The sequence below is a fragment of the Mycobacterium shunyiense genome (assembly GCF_058270035.1).
Genome location: NZ_JBZDPT010000047.1, coordinates 202,887 through 224,465 on the forward strand (window position 1 = coordinate 202,887; position 21,579 = coordinate 224,465).

A 21,579-nucleotide genomic window follows, 5' to 3' on the forward strand; every position below is an offset into this window, starting at 1 on the left:
GTTCTAGCGCCGCACCACCGCGGTCTTCGATGCCAGGTCATGGAGACCTCGGTGGTCCTCGTCGGTGAACAGCGCCGGGATGACCAGCACGATCAACAGGTTGCGGGTGAGCGCCCGGCCCAACCCGACGTGGTCGCGGCCGTCGAGCGGGATCACCGCCAGACCCAGCAGGTACTGGCCGGGGGTGAAGCCGAACAAGCGCACCGCGGCGACCCCGATGACCAACCACACCAGCAGCGCGATGTTCCGGAAGTCCAGCGAGTACAGCAGTTGGTCGCGACTCATGAGCCCGAACGACACCGCCAGCACCGCCGTCAGGCCCAGCGAGATCAGCCAGTCGGCCAGGATGGCACCGACGCGTCGGCCGAATCGGGCGATCGACCCGGGCCCCTGCTGGGGAAGTCCGAGCCGCTCTCCCGGATATCCACTGGCGGGTTCGGAGGAAGGTCCGGACAGCCAAGTTCCCATCGTGCGCGCCATAGGGCCAGAATAGGCGTGGCCGGTTTGGTTGCGGCGAGTAGCTCATGTCACAGAGAACGGTCATCGCGTAACTTGCGCGCAACATATGGTTGACGACTGCGCAACATCGTGTCCTTAGCGTCAACCCGCGGGTTACCAGTAAAGGAGAACACTGAAGTGGCAGAAAAGACGTCCGACGACATCTTCAAGCTGATCAAAGACGAGAACGTCGAGTACGTCGACATTCGCTTCTGCGATCTGCCAGGCGTCGTCCAGCACTTCTCGATCCCGGCGTCGGCGTTCGACGCGAGCGTGTTCGAGGACGGTCTCGCATTCGACGGCTCGTCGGTCCGCGGGTTCCAGTCGATCCACGAATCCGACATGATGCTGCTGCCGGACCCCGACACCGCCCGCATCGACCCGTTCCGCGCCGCCAAGACGCTGAACCTGAACTTCTTCGTGCACGACCCGTTCACCCGCGAGGCCTACTCCCGTGACCCGCGCAACGTGGCCCGCAAGGCGGAGAACTACCTGGCCAGCACCGGTATCGCCGATACCTGTTTCTTCGGTGCCGAGGCCGAGTTCTACATCTTCGACTCCGTGAGCTTCGACTCCCGGATGAACGGCACCTTCTACGAGGTGGACTCCGAGTCCGCGTGGTGGAACACCGGCGAGCCCTCCGAGGCCGACGGCCGCCCCAACCTCGGTTACAAGGTCCGCCCCAAGGGTGGCTACTTCCCCGTGGCGCCGTACGACCACTACGTCGACCTGCGCGACGAGATGTCGACCAACCTGATCAACGCCGGGTTCACCCTGGAGCGCGGCCACCACGAGGTGGGCACCGCCGGTCAGGCCGAGATCAACTACAAGTTCAACACGCTGCTGCACGCGGCCGACGACGTGCTGCTGTTCAAGTACATCATCAAGAACACCGCGTGGCAGAACGGCAAGACCGTCACCTTCATGCCCAAGCCGCTGTTCGGTGACAACGGTTCCGGTATGCACGCCCACCAGTCGCTGTGGAAGGACGGCAAGCCGCTGTTCCACGACGAGTCCGGCTACGCGGGCCTGTCCGACATCGCCCGCCACTACATCGGCGGCATCCTGCACCACGCCCCGTCGCTGCTGGCGTTCACCAACCCGACGGTGAACTCCTACAAGCGTCTGGTGCCGGGCTACGAGGCCCCGATCAACCTGGTCTACAGCCAGCGCAACCGCTCGGCCTGCGTCCGTATCCCGATCACCGGCAACAACCCGAAGGCCAAGCGCCTCGAGTTCCGCTGCCCGGACAGCTCGGGTAACCCGTACCTGGCGTTCGCGGCCATGCTGATGGCCGGCATCGACGGCATCAAGAAGAAGATCGAGCCGCTCGCCCCGGTCGACAAGGACCTCTACGAGCTGCCGCCGGACGAGGCCGCCAACATCCCGCAGGCCCCGACCTCGCTGGCCGCTGTCATCGACAAGCTCGAAGAGGATCACGAGTACCTCACCGAGGGCGGCGTGTTCACCGAGGACCTGATCGAGACCTGGATCTCCTACAAGCGGGAGAACGAGATCATGCCGATCCAGATCCGGCCTCACCCGTACGAGTTCAGCCTGTACTACGACGTGTAAGTCGGCACCGCCGACGCGACGTTTAAGTCGGCACCGCCGACGCGACGTCCAAGTCGCTCAGACTGTGGCCCCCGGTTCTTGCCGGGGGCCACAGTTTTAGGCTAACCTAACCAACGCGAGCGCAATCGCTTGCGGTGCTGACAACCTCACAGGTCAACGGAGAGATTCGTTGGCCTTTTCGTTTCTCTCCGGTCGTATTCACAGATGAGAGAACGAGGTTCACAATGTTCACGGTTTTCATGTTGGTCAAGACCAATCCGGAATGGCTCGGATTCCCGGTGGCCAAACGCTTCGATGAACTGGCCCGGCACCTGCAACCGATACTCGATCGACACCCAGCAGTGAATTTCCGTTGGTACGACACGGAGTTCTACACCGCCAGGGTCACCGACCTCCTGCTGTGGGAGACCACCGATCCGCACGAGTACGAGCTCGCGGTCGAGGAACTTCGCGAAACACCACTGTGGGACCGCTATTTCACCATCGTCGAGATCCTGCCTGGCGTGGCGAACGCGTACGCGGACAACTACGGCAGATCCGCCCTCGGGTAGGCACCCGACCGGCGGCCGGCTCAGCGCCGAAAGCACAATGGACCGATGCGGGTTCTGGTGCAGCGGGTGACATCGGCCAATGTTGCGGTCGACGGCGAAATCGTCGGCGCGATCGAGCCGAACCCGCAGGGGCTGGTCGCCCTGGTCGGGGCGACCCATGACGATGACGCCGCCAAGGCCCGGCGGATGGCCGAAAAGCTCTGGCAGTTGCGGATACTCGACGGTGAGAAGTCCGCGGCGGACGTTGGCGCACCCATCCTGGTGATCAGCCAGTTCACGCTGTACGCCAATACCGAGAAGGGCAGGCGCCCGTCATGGAACGCGGCCGCACCCGGTGCCGTTGCTGAACCTCTGGTGGCAGAGTTCGCGGGCGCACTCAAGGAATTGGGTGCGGTTGTGCAAACAGGAGTTTTCGGGGCGCACATGAAGGTGGAACTAGTCAATGACGGGCCGGTAACGGTGTTGCTGGAGCTGTGAGTTTTCTGCGGACGGCGAGTATTGTCGGCACATGACGACCAACTTGGACAGCCGACTGAGCTCAATTTCTCCTGCTGTCATCAGCTTGTTCCGCGTCGTGTTCGGTCTGCTGTTCGCCATCCACGGTGCATCCAAACTCTTTGCCTGGCCCGTCGATTCGGGCAGCGGCGCTGTCCCGGTGGGCACCTGGCCGTATTGGTACGCCGGTGTACTCGAGTTGGTCCTCGGCCTGCTGATCGCAGTCGGGCTGTTCACCCGGATCGCCGCAATCATCGCCGCGGGCCAGATGGCCTTTGCCTACTTCACCGAGCACCAGCCCAAGGGCCTGTGGCCGATCGAGAACGGCGGCGAACTCGCCGTGCTGTACTGCTTCGGCTTCCTGCTGCTCGCCGCAATCGGTGGTGGCGCTTACGCGTTGGACGCCACGCGCCGCAAGCGGCTTGCCGCCTAGTCCAGCGCGAGGTCTTTGCGGAAGCGCTTCAGTCCGTCGATCTTCTCGGCCAGGGTCGCCGAGGGCCCGGAGTAGAACATCCACGGCATGGTGATGATGCCCTGAATCCCACCAGCCTCCGCACGCGCGTAGTGCTCGGGAGTGAAGGCGTCGGTCAGCGGCGTGATGATGGTGAAATCATCCATCGTCAAACCCTTTTCGGCACGTAGCTCGCGCAACCGATCGACTCGCTGCAGGGCGTCATCGGTGGAGATCAGATCGCCGATCCAGCCGTCGTGGCGCGCCGCGCGCCGCAGCGCGATGTCGGACAGACCACCGACGTAGATCGGGATCCGCGGCGGGGTGGGCTCCATCTCGAGCCGGGGCGTGGAATAGAACTCGCCGGAGAACTCGGTCCAGCCGGGCTCCCACAGCTTCTTCATCAGCTCGAGCATCTCGTCGGTGCGCTTGCCGCGTCGCGCGAACTGCTGCCCCAGCAGGTCGAACTCTTCCTCACACCAGCCGACGCCGATGCCGAGTTCCAGCCGCCCGTCGGCCAGATAGGCCGCGGTGCCGATGGCTTTCGCGGCGGAGTACGGGTCACGCATCGCGGGCAGGTAGACAGTCGTGACGAACTTGCACCTGGTGGTGACGAGCGCCAGGGCGCCGATCATCACCCATGGGTCCGGCCAGTCGGTGAATGCCTCCCAGCGCCGCTTGCCGTCCTTGGTGTACGGATACGGTGTCGACAGCGTCTCCAGGTTCACCACGTGATCCGGGATGCCCATCCCGTCGTACCCGAGATCGTCTGCGGCCCTGGCCACTTCGACGGCCTCCCGGGTGTCCATGAAGGCCATGCTCACGTAGAACTTCATCCGGCGTCCCGCGCCCACGCCGGGGTGATGAAGACGCCTTCCGCCTCGACGGTGATCCCGTCGCCGTCGCTGATGTGGCCCCGCGCAAAGGTTTTGACACCTTCGGTCCGATCGATGTGGGCCTCGGCGCGCAGCGGCCCCAATGGAGTGCCGCGGTTGTACCGGCACGTGATGGTCCCCGTGTAGCGCGGCTCGTTCAGTCCCCCACTGGCCACCTCGCCGAGAATATGGTCGAGCACCAGCGCACAGATGCCGCCGTGCACCCAGCCCAGCGGCCCCTCGTAGGCGGCGCCCAGCACGAATTCACTCCAGCAGCTGCCGTCCTCGGCATGCTCGATCACCAGCGGCGGGGCCAGAGCGTTGCGCAGTCCGACGACCGGGTTGGCCCACACCACCGGGCGGTTGGTCTCGGCATGAAGCAAGGCGTGTGGCCCGTCGCGCTGTTCGCGGCGCAGCGAGGCGGTGACGGCCTCGACGGCCGCGGTTGCCTCGGCGATGGACTGTGGGTCCACCTGGGTTCGCACGCCGGCGTCGACGAGTTCGCGCATCGCCCGGGCAAAGGGTTCGTAGAGCGCCTCGAGCCGTTCGTGCTCGGCCGCGCTGATGACGTCGAACGTGTGCTGCATCCGGACTCCCAGTGAATTGGTTATATGCCCTTATTAACACCAGCCACTGGGACGTCCTGCACGCGGGGCCCAATTCGGCCTCGGCTACTCCCCGCCGAAAATTTTCCGGACCACGCCCTTCGCCCGCCGCGTCACCCTCAGGTAGTTGTCCAGGAACTCCCCGCCGTCGTCGCTGCCCCACCCGGCCGCCAACGCGACCGCGTTGAGCTGGCGGCCCGGCCCGGGCAGCTGATCGGTGGGTTTGCCGCGCACCAGGACCAGTGCGTTGCGCGCCCGCGTGGCCGTCAGCCAGGCCTCGCGCAACAATTCGACGTCACTCTCGGCGACCAGCTCGGCCGCACCGATCGCGTCGAGGGTCTGCAAGGTCGAAGTGTTGTGCAGCGCAGGCAGATTGTGCGCGTAACGCAGCTGGAGCAGCTGTACGGTCCACTCGACGTCGGCCAGTCCGCCACGGCCCAGCTTGGTGTGGGTGTTGGGGTCCGCGCCGCGGGGCAGCCGTTCGGCGTCCACACGTGCCTTGATCCGGCGGATCTCCTGGACCGCTTCGGCCGACACCCCACCGGCGGGGTAACGCGTCTTGTCGGCGATGAGCAGAAATCGTTCGCCGAGCTCGAGATCACCGGCCACCCGGTGAGCGCGCAGCAGGGCCTGGATCTCCCACGCCTGCGCCCACTGCTCGTAATAGGTCGCATATGACGCCAGCGTGCGCACCAGGGGCCCGTTACGGCCCTCCGGGCGCAGTCCGGTGTCGACCTCCAACGGCGGGTCCGCACTGGGTGTCCCCAGCAGGGCCCTGACCTGTTCGGCGATACTCACCGACCAGCGCACGGCCGCCGATTCCTCGACACCCGAGTTGGGTTCGCACACGAACATCACGTCGGCGTCGGAGCCGTAGCCGAGTTCGCCGCCACCGAGGCGACCCATACCGATCACGGCGATGCGTGCGGGCGCGCCGGATTCGGGGGTGTTGGCCCGGATCACCGCGTCGAGTGCGGCCTGCAACACGGCAACCCATACCGAGGTCAGTGCCTTGCACACGTCGGTCACGTCGAGCAGGCCCAGTACGTCCGCGGAGGCGATGCGGGCCAGTTCGCGACGGCGCAGGGTGCGGGCGGCGGCGATGCCGCGCACCGGGTCAGGGTGACGGCCGGCCGAGGCAACCAGGGCACGGGCCAGGCTGTCGGGATCGCCGTCGAGCAGTTTGGGGCCGTTGGGCCCGTCGGCGTACAGCTGGATCACCTCAGGAGCCCGCATGAGCAGTTCGGGGATGTAGGCCGAGGTGCCCAGCACCCGCATCAGCCGCTTGGCCACTGCGCCCTCGTCGCGCAGGGTCGACAGGTACCAGCGCTGCTCGGACAGTTCCTCGCTGATCCGGCGGTAGGCCAGTAGGCCCGCGTCCGGGTCGGGGGTGTCCGACAGCCAGTCCAACAGGGTCGGCAGCAACACCTGCTGCACCGTGCCCCGACGCCCACTCTGGCCCGTGAGCGCGGCCAGGTGGGTCAATGCACTCTGGGGCCCCTCGTAACCCAGTGCGGCAAGCTGACGTTCGGCCGCCTCGGTGCTCATGCCTGCGCCGATACCCAGCGCCGGCTGGCCCACCGTTTCGAGCAGAGGCTGGTAGAAGAGCTTTGCGTGCAGTCGCGACACCCGCATGCTCTGCCGCTTGAGTTCCTCGCGCAGCACGCCCTGGGCGTCGTGCCGGCCGTCGGGTCGCACGTGCGCCGCCCGGGCCAGCCATCGGTACGCCTCGACGTCGGTGTCGTCGGGCAGCATGTGGGTGCGTTTGAGCCGCTGCAGCTGCAGCCGGTGCTCGAGCAGTCGCAGAAATTCGTAGGAGGCCGTCATGTTGGCGGTGTCGTCGCGGCCGATGTAACCGCCCTCGCCGAGGGCCGCCAACGCGTCGACGGTGGACGCCACATGCAGTGAGTCGTCGTTGCGTCCGTGCACCAATTGCAGGAGCTGGACAGCGAATTCGACGTCGCGCAGGCCGCCGGTGCCCAGCTTGAGCTCGCGGGCCCGTACTCCGGCCGGGACGAGTTCCTCGACGCGGCGGCGCATGGCCTGAACCTCGGGAACGAAATCCTCACGCTCGCACGCGGTCCACACCATCGGCATCAGAGCCTCGATGTAGGCCTTGCCCAGTTCGGCGTCGCCTGCGGCGGGACGCGCCTTGAGCAGGGCCTGGAATTCCCAGGTTTTCGCCCAGCGCTGGTAGTAGGCGACGTGGGATTCCAGAGTCCGGACCAGTTGTCCGCGTTTACCTTCGGGGCGCAACGCGGCGTCGACCTCGAAGAACGCATCGGCGGCGAACTGCATCATCTCGCCGGCCACCCGGGTCGCGGTGGCCAGGTTGTCGTCGCCGTCGCCGTCCGGGACCGATTCCCCGACGAAGATGACGTCGACGTCGCTGACGTAATTCAGTTCGCGCGCACCGCATTTACCCATGGCGATGACTGCCAGCCGGGGCTGCACACCGTCGTCGCACACGACGCGCGTGGCCACTGTCAGCGCGGCGCCCAGCGCGGCGTCGGCCAGGTCGGACAGATGGGCGGCCACCTCGACGAAGGGCAGCACCGGCTCGTTCTCGACGGTCGAGGCGACGTCGAGCGCGCCCAGGACCAGCAGTCGGTCCCGGTAGAGATCCCGCAGCGCGGGCACGGCACTGCTTGCGCCCCTGTCGATCTCGGCTGCCCGGGCCGCAGCGGTGAAGACACTGTGCAGTTCGTCGGGGCCGGGGAGGTCGACCGCACCGGCCAACAACCGCCACGATTCCGGATGGGCGACGAGGTGATCACCGAGAGCCAGAGACGATCCGAGTACCCCGAACAGCCGGCCCCGCAGCGCCTTGTCGGTCAGGAGCCGCCGGTTGAGTTCGTCGGCGTCCGCACCGAGCGCGTCGGTCAACCGCACCATTGCCAGCAGCGCGACGTCGGCGTCCGGTGCACGCGACAGCGACCACAGCAGTTCGACGTGTGACTCGGTGTTCCAGCCGAGCTGTTCCAAGTGGGCCGCTGCCTGGGGATGGACCAGACCGAGCCGACCGACGCTGGGCAGTTTCGGGCGATCGGTTGCAGGCTTGGGCACGTTCACGACGGTAGCGCACGCTCGCAGGAAACGACCGGCACCGGCGCCACCCGTCTCAGAGCGACAAGTAGGTCTTCAGCTCGTAGGGCGTGACGTGGCTGCGGTAGTTCTCCCACTCTGCGCGCTTGTTGCGCAGGAAGTAGTCGAATACGTGCTCCCCCAACGCTTCCGCGACGAGCTCGGAGTTCTCCATGGCCTCCAGCGCGTTGCCCAGGCTGGTGGGCAGCTCGCGGTAGCCCATGGCGCGCCGCTCTTCGGGTGTCAGGCTCCAGACGTTGTCCTCGGCCTGCGGGCCCAACACGTAGCCCTTCTCCACGCCACGCAGACCGGCGGCCAGCAGCACCGCGAAGGTCAGGTAGGGGTTGCATGCCGAGTCGGGGCTGCGGACCTCGACGCGCCGCGACGACGCCTTGCGCGGGGTGTACATCGGAACCCGCACCAGCGCCGAGCGGTTGGCCGCGCCCCACGACGCCGCCGTCGGGGCTTCACCGCCGTGCACCAGGCGCTTGTAGGAGTTCACCCACTGGTTGGTGACGGCGCTGATCTCGCTGGCGTGCTCAAGGATGCCCGCGATGAAGGACTTGGCCACGTCGGACAGCTGCAGCGGGTCGTCGGGGCTGTGGAAGGCGTTGGTATCGCCTTCGAACAGGCTCATGTGGGTGTGCATGGCCGAGCCGGGATGCTCGCCGAACGGCTTGGGCATGAACGACGCCCGCACACCGTCGGCCAGCGCGACCTCCTTGACCAGATACCGGAAGGTCATCACGTTGTCGGCCATCGACAGGGCATCGGCGTAGCGCAGATCGATCTCCTGCTGGCCCGGTGCGCCCTCGTGGTGGCTGAACTCCACCGAGATGCCCATCTGCTCCAGCGCCTCGATGGCGTGCCGGCGGAAGTTGGGGGCCGAATCGTGCACGGCCTGGTCGAAGTAACCGCTGTTGTCCGCCGGCACCGGCACCGACCCGTCGTCCGGGCCGGGCTGCAGCAGGAAGAACTCGATCTCGGGGTGCACGTAGCAGGTGAAGCCCAGGTCGCTGGCCTTGGCGAGCTGCCGACGCAGCACGTGTCGCGAGTCTGCCCACGACGGTGAGCCGTCCGGCATGGTGATGTCGCAGAACATGCGCGCCGAGTAGTGCTTGCCGGCGCTGGTGGTCCAGGGCAGCACCTGGAAGGTGGACGGATCAGGCCGTGCCACGGTGTCGGACTCCGAGACACGGGCGAAGCCCTCGATCGAAGAGCCGTCGAAACCGATGCCCTCCTCGAAGGCGCCTTCGAGTTCGGCGGGCGCGATCGCTACCGATTTGAGGTAGCCGAGGACGTCGGTGAACCACAACCGAACGAACCGGATATCGCGTTCCTCCAGGGTGCGCAGCACGAATTCCTTCTGGCGGTCCATGAGCGCAGCGTAGGCATCGGCTGTTAATTCTGTGTTACGGGCCTGCAAGGAGTTAGCAGGAGAGGTTGCCCGGGGAGCCCTGGGTGACGAAGAAGTTCAGCACCGCGGTGTCGACACAGGCGTTCCCGTTGAACACCACGGTGTGTTGGGTGCCCTTGAACGAGATGAGCGCCGCGTCCATTTGCCGGGCCAGTTCCACCCCGGCCTGATACGGCGTGGCCGGGTCGCCGGTGGTGGACACCACGACGACCTTGCCCGGCCCGGGCCCGGTGACCGGGTGGGGTGACGACGTCGCGGGCACCGGCCACAGCGCGCAGATGTCCCGCGGCGCGTATCCGGTGAACTCGCCGTAGGACATGAACGGGGCGGCGGCACGGGTCCGCTGGTCCGCCTCGGCCCACACCGCTGGGTCGGTGGGGAAAGGCGTGTCGACGCACCGGATCGCGGTGAACGCGTCCTGCATGTTCTGGTAGTGCCCGGTTTCGTCGCGGCGCCAGTAGTCGTCGGCGAGCAACAGCAGGTCGCCGGCGTCGGTGCCACGCGTCAACCCGAGCAGCCCACTGGTCAGGTACGGCCAGTACCGCGCCGAATACAGGGCGTTGCCGGTGCCGGTGATCGCGTCGGCGTAGCCGAGTCCACGCGGGTCCGCTGTGGGGTGCGGCGTCGTCACCAGTGGATCCACGAGCCCTTGGTACCGGCTGACGAACTGGGCAGGGTCGGTGCCCAGGGGGCAGTCGGCCGCCGTCGCGCATTCCGCGGCGTAGGTGTCGAAGGCCTTCTGGAAGCCGGCGAGTTGGCGGACGTTCTTGGTGATCGGATCCAGGCTGGGATCTATCGCGCCGTCGAGCACCATCGTGCGTACCCGGTCCCCGAACTGTTCGGCGTACGCGCTGCCCAGTTCGGTGCCGTAGGAGAAGCCCAGATAGTTGATCTGTCCCTCCCCCAGCGCGGCCCGCACCGCATCCATGTCCCGTACCGCGGAGGCGGTGCCGACATTGGCCAGGAACGGCGCGCCCATGCGGTCGAGGCACTGCTGGGCGAACTGACGGTAGACATCTTCGATGTGGGCGACCCCGGCAGGGCTGTAATCGGCCATCGGCTCGCGGCGGTAGGCGTCGATCTCGGCGTCGGTGCGGCAGCGCAGCTCCGGGGTCGAATGCCCGACGCCACGCGGATCGAAGCCGACCAGGTCGAAATGATCGGTGAGTGGGGAGCCGGCCAGCGCGGCACCCATGCCGGCGACGGTGTCCACCGCTGAGGCGCCGGGGCCGCCCGGGTTGATGAACAGGGCGCCGATCCGCTGACCGCTGGCAGGTATCCGGATGACGGCCAATTGCGCTTGTGCGCCTTGGGGGTCCGGGGAATTCCAATCGATCGGAACAGCGACCGTGCTGCACTGCGCCGTCGGAATCCGTGCCGGATCTTGCACCCATTGAGCGCAACTTCCCCACTCCGGCCCGGATTCCGGCGCAGCAGCCGCGACGGGGACGGCGACCGGACACACCACGGCGGATGCGCTGAGCAGAGTCACCGCAAGGGCACTCGCCGCCCGCCTGCCCGCCCACCACACGGCAGTCATGGTCGCACGGCGGCCACCGCCGGGTCTGCGCCTGACGCCGACCAGAGATCCGCCGGAGACCAACCGGTGACCTTGACGGCCGGATCGGTCAGCAACGGGTTCCGGGCGGGGGCACCGTCACGTCGACGAGGTAGGTCGCGGCGATGTCGTCGATGCACTTGTTGCCCTGGAACACCACGGTGTGCTGGGTGCCCTCGAAGGTCACCAGGGTGCCGCCGAGTTGGCGGGCCAGGTCGACGCCCGCCTGGTAGGGCGTGGCCGGGTCGTTGGTGGTCGAGACCACCAGGGTCGGAGGCAGCCCCTTCACCGAGATCTCGTGCGGCTTGCTGGTGGGCGGCACCGGCCAGAATGCGCAGGTGCCCATGGGCGCATGCCCGGTGAATTCGCCGTAGCTCATGAACGGGGCCACCTCCCGGGCCCGCCGGTCCTCTTCGACGACGGTGGCCCGGTCGGTGATCGCGGGCTTGTCCACGCAGTTGACCGCGACGCGCACGTCGGTCGAATTGTTGTAGTGGCCCTTGGCATCTCGGCCCATGTAGAGGTCAGCCAACGCGAGCATGACGTCACCGTTGCCGTTCTTGAGTCCGGTCAGGCCCTCGGTGAGGTGCCGCCACAGGTTCGGCGAATACAGGGGCAGGATCGTGCCCACGGTGGCGTCGCTGTAGCCCAGCCCGCGCTGATCGCGGGTCTTGGCGGGGTGTTCCACCAGCGGGTCGATCAGGCTCTTGTACACCTCGACGGCCTTGGCCGGGTCGGTGCCAAGCGGGCAGTCGGGGTTCTTGGTGGTGCAGTCGGTGGCGTAGTCGTCGAAGGCCTTCTGGAACGCCGCGGCCTGACGGATGTCTTCTTCCACCGGATCGGCGTTGGGGTCGACGGCACCGTCGAGGATCATCGCGCGGACCTTCTGCGGGAACTGCTCGGCGTAGGTGGCGCCGATGCGGGTGCCGTACGAGTAGCCGAGGTAGGTCAGCTTGTCGTCGCCGAGGGCAACCCGGATGGCATCCAGATCCTTGGCGACGTTCTCGGTGCCGACGTTTTCGAGGAACTCCTTGCCCATCTTGTCGACGCAGCGCTGAACGAACTTCTTGGTCTCGTTCTCCAGATGCTCGACGCCTTCGGGGGTGTATTCCACCGTCGGGTCGGCGCGCAGCCGGTCGTTGTCCTCATCGGAGTTGCACCACACCGCGGGTGTCGAGGATCCGACACCGCGCGGATCGAACCCGACGATGTCGAAGCGGTCCTTGACCGACTGCGGCAGACCCGACAACAGGGAGACGGCCGATTCCACGCCGGATTCGCCGGGGCCGCCGGGGTTGATCACCAGCGAGCCGATCTTCTGGCCCGCCGCCGGGAACCGGATCATCGCCAGGCGGGCGACGTCGCCGTCAGGCTTCGAGTAGTCGACCGGCACCGACAGCATCCCGCATTCCGCATTGTCGGGGATCTGCACGTGGTCACCGGAGCCGGCGTTGCACGGCAGCCATTGCACCGGCGTGCCGGGCCGCGGAACGGCGATCTTGGCCTGGCCATCGACCACCTGGGTGCAGCCCGCCGCGGCCACCGCCGTCATCGCCAGCAGCGCGCCGAACCTCATCCTGAACTTCATGGCTGACCATGCTGCCATGGCACGACATTGCCGCAGGCCGGGCCTGGTCACGAGGTGCCGCGACGCTATCGGGTAGCGGCAAGGAGTTCGTCGAGCGCGACGTGGAAATCGTCGGCCATATCCCACAGGTCAGGCAGCAGATCCGGGCAGGACATGATGCCGACGTCGAGCTTGCCGGTCAGCGACATCACGGTGATGTTGAGCCCGGATCCGTGGAAGATCGGGCCGAGCGGGTACATGGCCTTGACCTCACACCCCAGTAGGTACAGCGGGTCCTGTGGCCCGGGAACGTTCGAGATGACCAGATTGTGGACGGGTTTGGCCCCGGACAGGCGGCTGGCCGCGTACACCCGCATCGCGGCGCCGAACACCGCCGGTGCCGCGAACTGGGTCCAATCCTGGAGAAGCGTCGCACCGATGGCGGAACTGTGTTGCTTGGCAACGGAATTCGACTCGGCGATGGCCCTCAGCCGCTCGGCCGGGTCCTCGATGTTGGTTTCGAGCTTGGAGAACATCCCCGACACCTGATTGCGGCCGGGCCGGTTGGAGCGGTCGTGCACCGATACCGGCACCATCGCGACCAGCGAGCTTTCCGGCAGTTCACCGCGGTCGTGCAGGAAGGTGCGCAGCACGCCGGACACCAGCGCCATCACCACGTCGTTGACCTTGACGTCGAAGTGGTTCTTGACGGTCTTGATGTCCTCAAGGTCCAACTGGGCGAACGCCACGCTGCGCTGACCGGTGATGTTGGTGTTGAACGCGGTCTTCGGCGCGTTGAAGGGGGCCGCCATCGCCTGCCCGTTGATTGCCCGGCGCACCGTGTCGATGACCGTGCTCGCCGTGGTGGGCAGCACGTTGGCCAGCTTCAGTGGCCGGGTCACGAACCTGAGTGCACCGCTGATGGCGATCTCGGCGCCGGTGGCGCCGCCCACCCCGTCGACCGGGTCCGGGGGCGGGGCATCCGCCACGGTGGTGCACAGCTGCGACATCAGGTTTGCGCCGGTCACCCCGTCGACGCCGGAGTGGTGCACCTTCGTCATCAGCGCCAATCGACCTCCGGCGTGGGCATCGGTGCCCGCCATGTTCTCGATGACCCACATCTCCCACAACGGCCGGGTCCGGTCCAACGGAAGCGACGCGATGTGTCCGCAGATCTCGGACAGCTCGGCCCGACCACCGGGACCGGGTAGGCCGATCCGGTGCAGGTGCCGGTTGACGTCAAAGTCCTTGTCCTCCACCCACACCGGGTGGTCGAGATTGAACCGGCTGTCGGCCAGCTTCTCCCGGAATTGCGGCATCGCCTTGATGGTCAGGGTGAGCGCGTCACGCATCCGGTCGAAGGTGTAGCCGCCCGGCATGGTCGAGGTGTCCAGTTCCAGCACCGAGCACACGTGCATGGGCTGCGCGGCAGTTTCGAGATACAGGAAGCTGGCGTCGAGTCCGCTGAGCCGTTGCATGCCGCTGATGTTAGGGCTCCGCGCACGAACTGTGAGGAAATCCACTCGAACGTCGCTTTGGCCTTCATTACGTGCAGTGGCAGACTTGCACTTGTCAGCCGAACCCGGGGACCGCAGAGCGGCCTCGAGGATCGAACCGACCATCACAAGGGACGACGATGTCTGAACAGTCTGTTTATGGTGCTTCCGATTCTGTCGAAGCCAAGCCGCGCACCAAGGTCCGCACGCTCACACTGCAGAAGTGGAAGTCCGAAGGCCACAAGTGGGCGATGCTCACGTGTTACGACTACTCCAGCGCACGGGTATTCGACGAGGCCGAGATTCCGGTACTGCTGGTCGGTGACTCGGCCGCAAACGTGGTCTACGGCTACGACACCACCGTGCCGATCTCCATCGATGAGCTGATCCCGTTGGCCCGCGCGGTCGTCAAGGGCGCCCCGCACGCCCTGGTGATCGCCGACCTGCCGTTCGGCAGCTATGAGAGCAGCCCCACCCAGGCCCTCGCGACCGCCACCCGCTTCATGAAGGAGACCGGCGCGCAGGCCATCAAGCTCGAGGGTGGTGAGCGGATGGCCGATCAGATCGCGACGCTGTCCGCCGCGGGCATCCCGGTGGTCGCGCACATCGGCTTCACGCCGCAGAGCGTGAACGGGCTGGGCGGGTTCCGCGTCCAGGGTCGCGGCGACGCCGCCGAGCAGACCATCCACGACGCGATCGCCGTGCAGGAAGCCGGCGCCATCGCGGTAGTGCTGGAGATGGTGCCCGCCGAGTTGGCCACGCAGATCACCGGCAAGTTGACCATCCCCACCGTCGGCATCGGGGCCGGCCCCAACTGCGATGCTCAGGTGCTCGTCTGGCAGGACATGGCCGGGCTCACCAGTGGCAAGACCGCCAAGTTCGTGAAGCGCTTCGGCGACGTGGGCGGCGAACTGCACCGTGCGGCAACGCGGTACGCCCACGATGTGGCGTCCGGGGTCTTCCCGGCCGAAGAGCACTCTTACTGATCTCCCCCGCCGAGATCAACGAAAACGTCGCTGGAGAACGGATTCAGCGACGTTTTTGTTGATCTGGCGGTGCGCCGATCCGTGTGACGATTGGGCGTGTGAACAGCGACCAGGACAAGCCCTCTGACGACACCGCACCGAGTCGAATTGCGTCATTCTCTGCCGGCGCCGCCATTGTCCTGCTGTTGTCGGCGATTGCACTGGCAGTCTGGAGTCGTCTCGACGCCAAGTTCGGTGTGGTCGGCGATGCCGCTCCCCCTTCGGGCGTCGACGAGCATCCGTGGAACTCGGCCACCTTCCTTTCTGTGGCGGCAGCCGTCGTCGCCGTACTGCTTCTGATCGCCCTTCAGCGCGCCATGCGGTCTCGGGCTGCGGCCCTGCCACCCCGCTGGGCCTCCGTGGGCGTAGTGGCGGTCTGCGCGCTCGTGTTCCTCGCCGCGTTCAGCACCGGTGTGCTGGGCTACTTCCGCCATGTCATGGGTGAAGGCCCCATCACGGCGGCGCTGCCAGCGGCGATCGGTGCCTGGGTGCTTGCCATCGCAGGTGCGGTCGCCACGGTGTTCGCGGGCTTCGGGCTGCCCTGGTGGACTCGACGCGTGAAGTCGGCGCTGGTGGTCGGTGTCGTCGTCGCGGTCGTGGTGTCCGGGGCGGTGGCCGTCGCCGCGGGGTTCGCCGGTAACGACGCCAGATTCATCGACGCGACCACGGCGGATCGAGTCGACGTTCCGCCGTACCCGACAGCGCTCGGCCAGCACAAATTCAGCGTGAAACTACCTGCCGCGCTCGGCACGTCCGCCGATCCCCAATACGAAATCTGGCCGGCAGGAGCGGGTTTTGTGGTCACTCACGCGGGAGCCGTCACCGCCTATGGTGCCGACGGCAACGAGCGGTGGCACTATCGCAGAACCGGACCGGGAAAGACCGTCATGTCGGCGCGGGTCTACGACCAGAGGGCCACCGTGGTCATAGCGGACTTCGGTGCCGCACCGTCCCTCGCCCGGGACCGGAAATATGTTCTGCTGGGCCTGGACGCCGTTACCGGGCAACGGCTGTGGACCCGCCGCGACGCGCGGTTGACATCGGCGTTCCTCGGCGAATCGGGTCTGTATGACCCCGATCCGTTTCTCATCGACCGCACCGACGAGACCTGGACCCGTTTCGATGCCCGCACCGGTGAACCGATGTGGTCGGTGGCCAATCCCCGTGGCGACTGCAAGGAGCAACGCGCGGCCGATACCGGCAACCGCCTCACGTCCCTGTTGTGGTGCGAACGCGAGAACGACGGGCGGCGCGTGGTGAACCAGAGAATCCTCGCAGCCGATCCGCTGAACGGTGAGAAGCTCTGGGAGCACACCTACTTGCCGGACGTATCCCTCGATGACGATTCCTGGCGCGACTATTCGGTCTACCCGTTCCCGACCGGCTCGTCCGGCCTGTACCTACGGGTCGATGCGAACGACCCGCAGCGCGCGAGCGATTTCTACGTCGATCCGGGTAGGCAACTCGTCGTGCCGCTGCCGGTGGATGTCGGCGCGCAGACGACGCCGGCGCCGGCGGAGGACTTCCTGGTCCGCCACCACTACAACGGACGCAGGTGGGACGTGCTGTCGGTGTACGGCAACGACGGAAAACCGAAATGCGCCACCACAACACCGCTAGAGGCCGCGGGCTCTCTGTTGCCGGACCGCAGGCAGTCCGAAGCGGGTTACGTGGCGTTGCGCGATGGCTTCGTGGTGTACGACTACGGCCCGAACTTCAGGTACGACGAACATTCGTTCTTGCGGATGTTCAGCAATACGACCTGTCAGCCGGTGTCCGAAGTCCCCTTCAGTGCGATCCTCGGACTGGTGGCCGCGCCCGGCGTCGTGTTGGCACTACGCCAGGACGTTCCCGACATGGAGACCGTCGTGATCGAGGGCTATGCGTGAGCGCCTAGGCGAAGTCGGGCTTGCGCTTGGCCAGGAAAGCATCGACGCCCTCGCGGCCGTCGGCGGAGTTGGCCCGCTCGGCGATGAACCGCCCTTCGGCAGCCATCTGCTCTTCGAGGCTGTTCTTGAACGAGGACACCAGCAGCGACTTGACCGCGCCGTTGGATCCGCCGGACCCGGTGGCCACCTGCTCGGCCAGTTTGGCGGCACGCGCGGCCAGTTCGTCGCCGGCGACCACCTCGGTGACCAGTCCCCACTCCTGCGCCTCGGTGGCCGAGAGCGTGCGGTTGGTGAGGATGAGTTCCTGCGCCCGGCGCAAGCCGACGAGTCGCGGCAGGTGATAGGACGCGCTGCCGTCGGGGCTCAGGCCCACCTTGGTGTAGGCCATGGTGAAGGTGGCGGATTCGGCGGCCAGGACCAGGTCACCGGTCACCGCGAGGCTGAACCCGGCGCCGGCCGCGGTGCCGTTGACCGCGGTGATCAGCACGGCGTCCATCCGGGCGAACGACGAGATGGCCTGGTGCAGGTCGTCGGCGACGCCCTTGATGAACTGGCCCCGGTCGGGTGCGGTGGCGAACGATTTCAGGTCGCCACCCGCGCAGAAGAACCGGCCCGCACCGGTCAGCACCACGACCTTGGTCGCAGGCGTGTCGCAGCGCCGCGCGGCGTCGGCCAGTTCGCGAGTCATGGTGTCGTTCATGCCATTCGCGGCATCCGGGCGGTTCAGCGTGATGTATGCGACGGCTCCGGACTGTTCGAACGAGATGGCTTCATAGGTGGGCTCGGTCACGGCCCGAACTCTAGCGGGCCGGGGTTTGCGGCGGTCGCACCCCCAGTCGAGCCGCGGTGGCAGTCACCAGCGGACTGAAGTCGCCGTCGAACCCGAGGATCCGCAGCGCCGCCTCCGCGATCACCCAGGGCTGCGCGGGCGTGCCCTCGACCTCGTCGGAGCGGGTGTTGACCACCGATTCCACCAATCGGAACGGCAGGTCGGCGGCCGGGGGTGGACCACCGCACTCGGCGATCACCGCGTCTGACAATCTGCGGTACACCTCGCGAAGCTCGGCGCGTCGTTGCCGGAACGGCGCGAACCGGTCGGTCCGGAGCTCCGGAAGCAGATAGAGGGCACCCAGATTCCACCGTCCCGCACACAACTGGCGCGCATCGGCGACGGCGAGGATGTGCAGGCGTTGTGCCGCCGTACCCGCGCCGTCGAGCAGTTCGGCGCCCAGGCGGAGGGCCTCGTCGACGGTGCCGGCCAGCAGGGCGTCGAGGATGTCGTCCTTGGTGGCGAAATGGTGATACAGCGAGGCTTGTCGCACCCCGACCTCGTCGGCGATCCGCCGGGTCGAGGTGCTGGCGTAGCCGTGGTTGGTGAACAGTTCGGCGGCGGCGTCAAGGATCTGTTCCCGGGCAGTCGTGCCCGGTCGCCGCGGCCGCTCCAGCCGCGGGCGTCCGCGCCCGGCACTGGCGCTCGCCGGTGTCGTCTCAGCCCCCATGCCAGCAACAGTAAGAGACGTCTGCGGACATGACCGTCAGCGCGGTCGGGACAGCGCCAAGTCTTGATGTTGCTGTGACCGGACACCGGTCGTGGCACCCACCCGAATATGGCACGCTGGTGCCATCCGATCTCCCGCCTCCGGTGCACAGCGAAGGTGACTATGGCTCCCGGCAAATCCAAGACCGCGAGATACACCGAAATCGAGCGGAAGTTCGCCGTCACCGAGGACACCGTCTCGCCCTCGTTCGAGGGTTTGTCGGCCGTCACCGAGGTGGAACACACCCCGACCCAGCATCTGGATGCGGTGTACTTCGACACCCCTGATCGCGACCTGGCAGCGCACCGCATCACGTTGCGGCGCCGCACCGGCGGCAACGACGCGGGCTGGCACCTGAAGCTCCCGGCCGGGGTCGACACCCGCACCGAGGTTCGCGCGCCTCTGGGCGCGGGCACCGACACGGTGCCCGAGGATCTGCGCGACATCGTGCTGGCGATCGTCCGGGATCGTCCGCTGGCCCCGGTGGCCCGGATCAGCACCGAACGCCACGTCGAGGTACTGCACGGAGCGGACGGCGTCGCACTCGCCGAATTCTGTGATGACCGGGTGACCGCTTCGGCCACCGAAGGCGAAGAACAGAGCTGGCGCGAGTGGGAGCTGGAACTGCTCACCGCCGACGTGCCCGACGACCTGATGGACCGCCTGTCGAACCGGCTCGCGGATGCCGGCGCGGAACCGGCCGGGCACGGTTCGAAGCTGGCCAAGGTCCTCGGTACCGACCAGGCCCCGGCCCCGACGCTCCCGGCTGATCCGGTGCACCGGGCCATCGCCGAGCAGATCGACGCGCTGCTGGAGTGGGACCGGGCCGTACGCGCGGACGCCTACGACTCGGTACATCAGATGCGGGTGACGACCCGCAAGATCCGCAGTCTGCTGCAGGAGTCCAAGGACTCCTTCGGGCTGGATGACGACGGCTGGGTGCTCGACGAGTTGCGGGCGCTGGCCGCTGTCCTGGGTGTGGCCCGCGATGCCGAGGTATTGGGCGAGCGTTATCAGCGCGCACTCGACGAGATGCCCGCCGAGCTGGTCCGCGGCCCGGTACGCCAGCGTCTGGTCGAGGGTGCCAACCGCCGCTACACCGCGGGTTGGCGACGTTCGCTGTTGGCGATGCGGTCACAACGCTACTTCCGGTTGCTGGACTCACTGGAAGAGTTGGTCGGTGCCGAGAAGCCCGAATCTGCGGACGGCTCTGCGCCATCGGTGACCATCGACGCCGCGTACAAGCGGGTACGTAAGGCGGCCAAGACCGCCGCGGCGGTGGCTGCCGAAGATGCCAGCGCCGACGAGAAGGATGAGGCGCTACACCGGATCCGCAAGGGCGCCAAACGGCTTCGTTATACCGCGGCTGCCACCGGGGCGGACAAGGTGTCCGATCGGGCAAAGAGCATCCAGTCCCTGCTGGGCGACCACCAGGACAGCGTGGTGAGCAAGGCACACCTGAGCACCCAAGCCGATGCCGCACATGCCGCCGGCGAGGACACCTTCACCTACGGGCTGCTCTACCAACAGGAGCACGACGCCGCCCAGCAGTCCCGGGCGTTGTTGGACGACGCGCTGAAGAAGTTGGCCAAAGCGGTGCGCAAGGCCCACTAGGGGGCTGAGGGCGAACGAGTTGGCCTGTAAGCCGGATTCTGTGCCGGCCCTCCCGTTGCCAGGAGGGTCAGTGGCGACCATCCATCTGGACACACCGTCGCCGGGTGCCTCGAGCGGCCTACCCGCAGGCTCGGGCGAGCAGCCCTCGAACGCCTGCGCGGCCGCAACCAGGTTGCGGCCTTCTTGGCCTTGCTTCGGGTGGGGTTTGCCTAGCCACCCCGGTCACCCGGGGTGCTGGTGCGCTCTTACCGCACCGTTTCACCCTTACCCCCTCGCCGCAAGGGCTCAGGTGGCGGTCTGTTTTCTGTGGCACTTTCCCGCGAGTCGCCTCGGATTGCCGTTAGCAATCACCCTGCTCTGTGAAGTCCGGACTTTCCTCGACACCCGAAGGTGCCGCGGCCGCCCAGCCAACTCGTTCGCGCTGGTCAGACTACCCTCAAAATCATGGCTCAGGTGCCACCGGCACGATATTTGCTCCGCGCGAAGGATCTGGCGGACGCCCGCTACGCGGATCCGATCACCGTCGACGACCTTGCCGCGGCGGCCGGCTTGTCCCGGGCGCATTTCAGCCGCATGTTCACCCGCACCTTCGGTGAGTCTCCGCGCGCCTATCTGCAGAGCCGACGGCTGGAACGGGCTGCGGCGCTGCTGCGCAACACCGACCGCTCGGTGGCGGACATCTGCGTGATGGTCGGCCTACACAGCGTGGGGTCGTTCACCACCAGTTTCGCTCGCGTGTACGGCAAGCCTCCCGCGGCCTATCGCGCCGGCCTGCCGCCTGCGATGCTGCGCGCCCCGGTGCCCAGTTGCATTCTGGCGCGCGATACCCGGCGGCCCCACACCGGCCGAGCCAAGACAGCACAAACGGAGAAGACGGCCGGGCCAGAGCGGACGTAGCGTCTGCTCATGATGAAAATCGCTTACACGCATCTGTGGGTTCACGATCAGGAAGTCGCGTTGAAGTTCTGGACCGAAAATGTGGGAATGGAAGTGCGCGAAGATGTTTCGTTTCCGGAGGAGATGGGCAACTTCCGGTGGGTCACGGTCGGCCCGCCGGGACAGGAGGACGTCGGCATCGTGCTGATGGCTGTACCCGGCGAGCCCGTGATGGATGAATCGACCCGCAAGCAGGTCCAGGATCTGACCGCAAAGGGCTTCGCCGGCACGGTGTTTCTGACCACCGACGACTGCCAGAAGAGCTACGAGGAGCTCACCGCCCGCGGCGTCGAGTTCACCGAGCCTCCCAATCAGATGCCCTACGGCATCGACTCCGGGTTCCGTGACCCATCGGGCAACAGCATCCGGCTGACCCAACGCACGGACTAACCCGCGTTACCAAGC

At 66.8% G+C, this 21,579-nt stretch carries 19 protein-coding genes and 1 other RNA gene; 9 read left to right on the top strand and 11 right to left on the bottom strand.

The window, feature by feature from the left end:
• Positions 1-3: 3 nt before the first annotated feature.
• Entirely contained in the window at positions 4-480 is a 477-nt protein-coding gene (locus tag AC4ELS_RS28180; RefSeq protein ID WP_064884188.1) for an RDD family protein, read from the bottom strand.
• A 156-nt stretch (positions 481-636) separates the two neighbouring features.
• On the opposite strand from AC4ELS_RS28180, the gene glnA (AC4ELS_RS28185) reads away from it, so the two are divergent.
• From glnA (AC4ELS_RS28185) to AC4ELS_RS28200, 4 genes are all read left to right on the top strand, one after another.
• The gene (gene glnA / locus AC4ELS_RS28185) at positions 637-2,073 is read left to right on the top strand and encodes a type I glutamate--ammonia ligase (protein ID WP_055115131.1); all 1,437 of its coding nucleotides are present in this window, start codon (positions 637-639) and stop codon (positions 2,071-2,073) included.
• A gap of 224 nt (positions 2,074-2,297) precedes the next feature.
• A complete protein-coding gene (locus AC4ELS_RS28190) occupies positions 2,298-2,624 on the top strand; it encodes a darcynin family protein (RefSeq protein ID WP_064884186.1) in 327 nt (108 codons plus the stop codon).
• A 45-nt stretch (positions 2,625-2,669) separates the two neighbouring features.
• A complete protein-coding gene (dtd, locus tag AC4ELS_RS28195) occupies positions 2,670-3,101 on the top strand; it encodes a D-aminoacyl-tRNA deacylase (RefSeq protein ID WP_064884184.1) in 432 nt (143 codons plus the stop codon).
• A gap of 31 nt (positions 3,102-3,132) precedes the next feature.
• On the top strand, positions 3,133-3,552 hold the full coding sequence (locus tag AC4ELS_RS28200; protein ID WP_064884182.1) for a DoxX family protein: 420 nt from the start codon (positions 3,133-3,135) through the stop codon (positions 3,550-3,552).
• On the opposite strand, the gene AC4ELS_RS28205 is transcribed toward AC4ELS_RS28200, so the two are convergent.
• The 7 genes from AC4ELS_RS28205 to AC4ELS_RS28235 all read right to left on the bottom strand — a co-directional run bounded on the left by AC4ELS_RS28205 (position 3,549) and on the right by AC4ELS_RS28235 (position 14,298).
• The gene (locus tag AC4ELS_RS28205) at positions 3,549-4,406 is read right to left on the bottom strand and encodes a TIGR03619 family F420-dependent LLM class oxidoreductase (RefSeq protein WP_055120343.1); all 858 of its coding nucleotides are present in this window, start codon (positions 4,404-4,406) and stop codon (positions 3,549-3,551) included. The two genes, AC4ELS_RS28200 and AC4ELS_RS28205, sit on opposite strands and share 4 nt — an antisense overlap.
• Complete coding sequence (locus AC4ELS_RS28210; protein WP_064884180.1) at positions 4,403-5,032, bottom strand: PaaI family thioesterase; 630 nt, start codon at positions 5,030-5,032, stop codon at positions 4,403-4,405. Before AC4ELS_RS28210 ends, AC4ELS_RS28205 begins: the two co-directional genes overlap by 4 nt.
• A gap of 84 nt (positions 5,033-5,116) precedes the next feature.
• Positions 5,117-8,122 (bottom strand): bifunctional [glutamine synthetase] adenylyltransferase/[glutamine synthetase]-adenylyl-L-tyrosine phosphorylase, encoded by a 3,006-nt coding sequence (locus AC4ELS_RS28215; protein ID WP_448443247.1) that lies wholly within the window; start codon positions 8,120-8,122, stop codon positions 5,117-5,119.
• A 49-nt stretch (positions 8,123-8,171) separates the two neighbouring features.
• The gene (gene glnA, locus AC4ELS_RS28220) at positions 8,172-9,512 is read right to left on the bottom strand and encodes a type I glutamate--ammonia ligase (RefSeq protein ID WP_064884178.1); all 1,341 of its coding nucleotides are present in this window, start codon (positions 9,510-9,512) and stop codon (positions 8,172-8,174) included.
• A 52-nt stretch (positions 9,513-9,564) separates the two neighbouring features.
• A complete protein-coding gene (locus AC4ELS_RS28225; RefSeq protein ID WP_499050256.1) occupies positions 9,565-11,091 on the bottom strand; it encodes an alpha/beta hydrolase in 1,527 nt (508 codons plus the stop codon).
• Positions 11,092-11,179: 88 nt separating this feature from the next.
• A complete protein-coding gene (locus tag AC4ELS_RS28230) occupies positions 11,180-12,697 on the bottom strand; it encodes an alpha/beta hydrolase (RefSeq protein ID WP_236732067.1) in 1,518 nt (505 codons plus the stop codon).
• A gap of 65 nt (positions 12,698-12,762) precedes the next feature.
• Positions 12,763-14,298 (bottom strand): WS/DGAT/MGAT family O-acyltransferase, encoded by a 1,536-nt coding sequence (locus tag AC4ELS_RS28235; RefSeq protein WP_499050807.1) that lies wholly within the window; start codon positions 14,296-14,298, stop codon positions 12,763-12,765.
• A gap of 14 nt (positions 14,299-14,312) precedes the next feature.
• Here AC4ELS_RS28235 and panB point away from each other — a divergent pair, with 14 nt between their 5' ends.
• Both panB and AC4ELS_RS28245 read left to right on the top strand, forming a co-directional pair.
• On the top strand, positions 14,313-15,158 hold the full coding sequence (gene panB / locus AC4ELS_RS28240) for a 3-methyl-2-oxobutanoate hydroxymethyltransferase (protein ID WP_499050258.1): 846 nt from the start codon (positions 14,313-14,315) through the stop codon (positions 15,156-15,158).
• A gap of 98 nt (positions 15,159-15,256) precedes the next feature.
• Positions 15,257-17,086 (top strand): BamB-related PQQ repeat family beta-propellar protein, encoded by a 1,830-nt coding sequence (locus tag AC4ELS_RS28245; protein WP_499050261.1) that lies wholly within the window; start codon positions 15,257-15,259, stop codon positions 17,084-17,086.
• A 4-nt stretch (positions 17,087-17,090) separates the two neighbouring features.
• Here AC4ELS_RS28245 and AC4ELS_RS28250 read toward each other — a convergent pair whose 3' ends face one another.
• Both AC4ELS_RS28250 and AC4ELS_RS28255 read right to left on the bottom strand, forming a co-directional pair.
• Positions 17,091-17,876 (bottom strand): enoyl-CoA hydratase/isomerase family protein, encoded by a 786-nt coding sequence (locus AC4ELS_RS28250; RefSeq protein WP_064959824.1) that lies wholly within the window; start codon positions 17,874-17,876, stop codon positions 17,091-17,093.
• 10 nt (positions 17,877-17,886) lie between these two features.
• Positions 17,887-18,585: a TetR/AcrR family transcriptional regulator gene (locus AC4ELS_RS28255; RefSeq protein ID WP_448443257.1), complete on the bottom strand. Its 699-nt coding sequence runs from the start codon at positions 18,583-18,585 to the stop codon at positions 17,887-17,889.
• A gap of 162 nt (positions 18,586-18,747) precedes the next feature.
• On the opposite strand from AC4ELS_RS28255, the gene AC4ELS_RS28260 reads away from it, so the two are divergent.
• On the top strand, positions 18,748-20,238 hold the full coding sequence (locus AC4ELS_RS28260; protein ID WP_499050265.1) for a CYTH and CHAD domain-containing protein: 1,491 nt from the start codon (positions 18,748-18,750) through the stop codon (positions 20,236-20,238).
• 11 nt (positions 20,239-20,249) lie between these two features.
• On the opposite strand, the gene rnpB is transcribed toward AC4ELS_RS28260, so the two are convergent.
• Positions 20,250-20,653, bottom strand: an RNA gene (rnpB, locus tag AC4ELS_RS28265) — RNase P RNA component class A.
• A gap of 29 nt (positions 20,654-20,682) precedes the next feature.
• Between rnpB and AC4ELS_RS28270 the strand changes: the two genes are divergently transcribed.
• Entirely contained in the window at positions 20,683-21,135 is a 453-nt protein-coding gene (locus AC4ELS_RS28270) for a helix-turn-helix transcriptional regulator (RefSeq protein ID WP_499050267.1), read from the top strand.
• 9 nt (positions 21,136-21,144) lie between these two features.
• Positions 21,145-21,564, top strand: coding sequence for a VOC family protein (locus AC4ELS_RS28275; RefSeq protein WP_499050270.1), 420 nt, complete (start codon positions 21,145-21,147; stop codon positions 21,562-21,564).
• The last annotated feature ends 15 nt before the right edge of the window (positions 21,565-21,579 follow it).

Excerpts from the sequence above, each read along its gene's own strand:
- AC4ELS_RS28180 (WP_064884188.1), bottom strand. The coding sequence starts at position 480 with ATGGCGCGCACGATGGGAACTTGGCTGTCCGGACCTTCCTCCGAACCC.
- AC4ELS_RS28190 (WP_064884186.1), top strand. The coding sequence starts at position 2,298 with ATGTTCACGGTTTTCATGTTGGTCAAGACCAATCCGGAATGGCTCGGA.
- dtd (WP_064884184.1), top strand. The coding sequence starts at position 2,670 with ATGCGGGTTCTGGTGCAGCGGGTGACATCGGCCAATGTTGCGGTCGAC.
- AC4ELS_RS28200 (WP_064884182.1), top strand. The coding sequence starts at position 3,133 with ATGACGACCAACTTGGACAGCCGACTGAGCTCAATTTCTCCTGCTGTC.
- AC4ELS_RS28205 (WP_055120343.1), bottom strand. The coding sequence starts at position 4,406 with ATGAAGTTCTACGTGAGCATGGCCTTCATGGACACCCGGGAGGCCGTC.
- AC4ELS_RS28210 (WP_064884180.1), bottom strand. The coding sequence starts at position 5,032 with ATGCAGCACACGTTCGACGTCATCAGCGCGGCCGAGCACGAACGGCTC.
- glnA (WP_064884178.1), bottom strand. The coding sequence starts at position 9,512 with ATGGACCGCCAGAAGGAATTCGTGCTGCGCACCCTGGAGGAACGCGAT.
- AC4ELS_RS28225 (WP_499050256.1), bottom strand. The coding sequence starts at position 11,091 with ATGACTGCCGTGTGGTGGGCGGGCAGGCGGGCGGCGAGTGCCCTTGCG.
- AC4ELS_RS28230 (WP_236732067.1), bottom strand. The coding sequence starts at position 12,697 with ATGAAGTTCAGGATGAGGTTCGGCGCGCTGCTGGCGATGACGGCGGTG.
- AC4ELS_RS28235 (WP_499050807.1), bottom strand. The coding sequence starts at position 14,298 with ATGGTCGGTTCGATCCTCGAGGCCGCTCTGCGGTCCCCGGGTTCGGCT.
- panB (WP_499050258.1), top strand. The coding sequence starts at position 14,313 with ATGTCTGAACAGTCTGTTTATGGTGCTTCCGATTCTGTCGAAGCCAAG.
- AC4ELS_RS28255 (WP_448443257.1), bottom strand. The coding sequence starts at position 18,585 with ATGGGGGCTGAGACGACACCGGCGAGCGCCAGTGCCGGGCGCGGACGC.
- AC4ELS_RS28260 (WP_499050265.1), top strand. The coding sequence starts at position 18,748 with ATGGCTCCCGGCAAATCCAAGACCGCGAGATACACCGAAATCGAGCGG.
- AC4ELS_RS28270 (WP_499050267.1), top strand. The coding sequence starts at position 20,683 with ATGGCTCAGGTGCCACCGGCACGATATTTGCTCCGCGCGAAGGATCTG.
- AC4ELS_RS28275 (WP_499050270.1), top strand. The coding sequence starts at position 21,145 with ATGATGAAAATCGCTTACACGCATCTGTGGGTTCACGATCAGGAAGTC.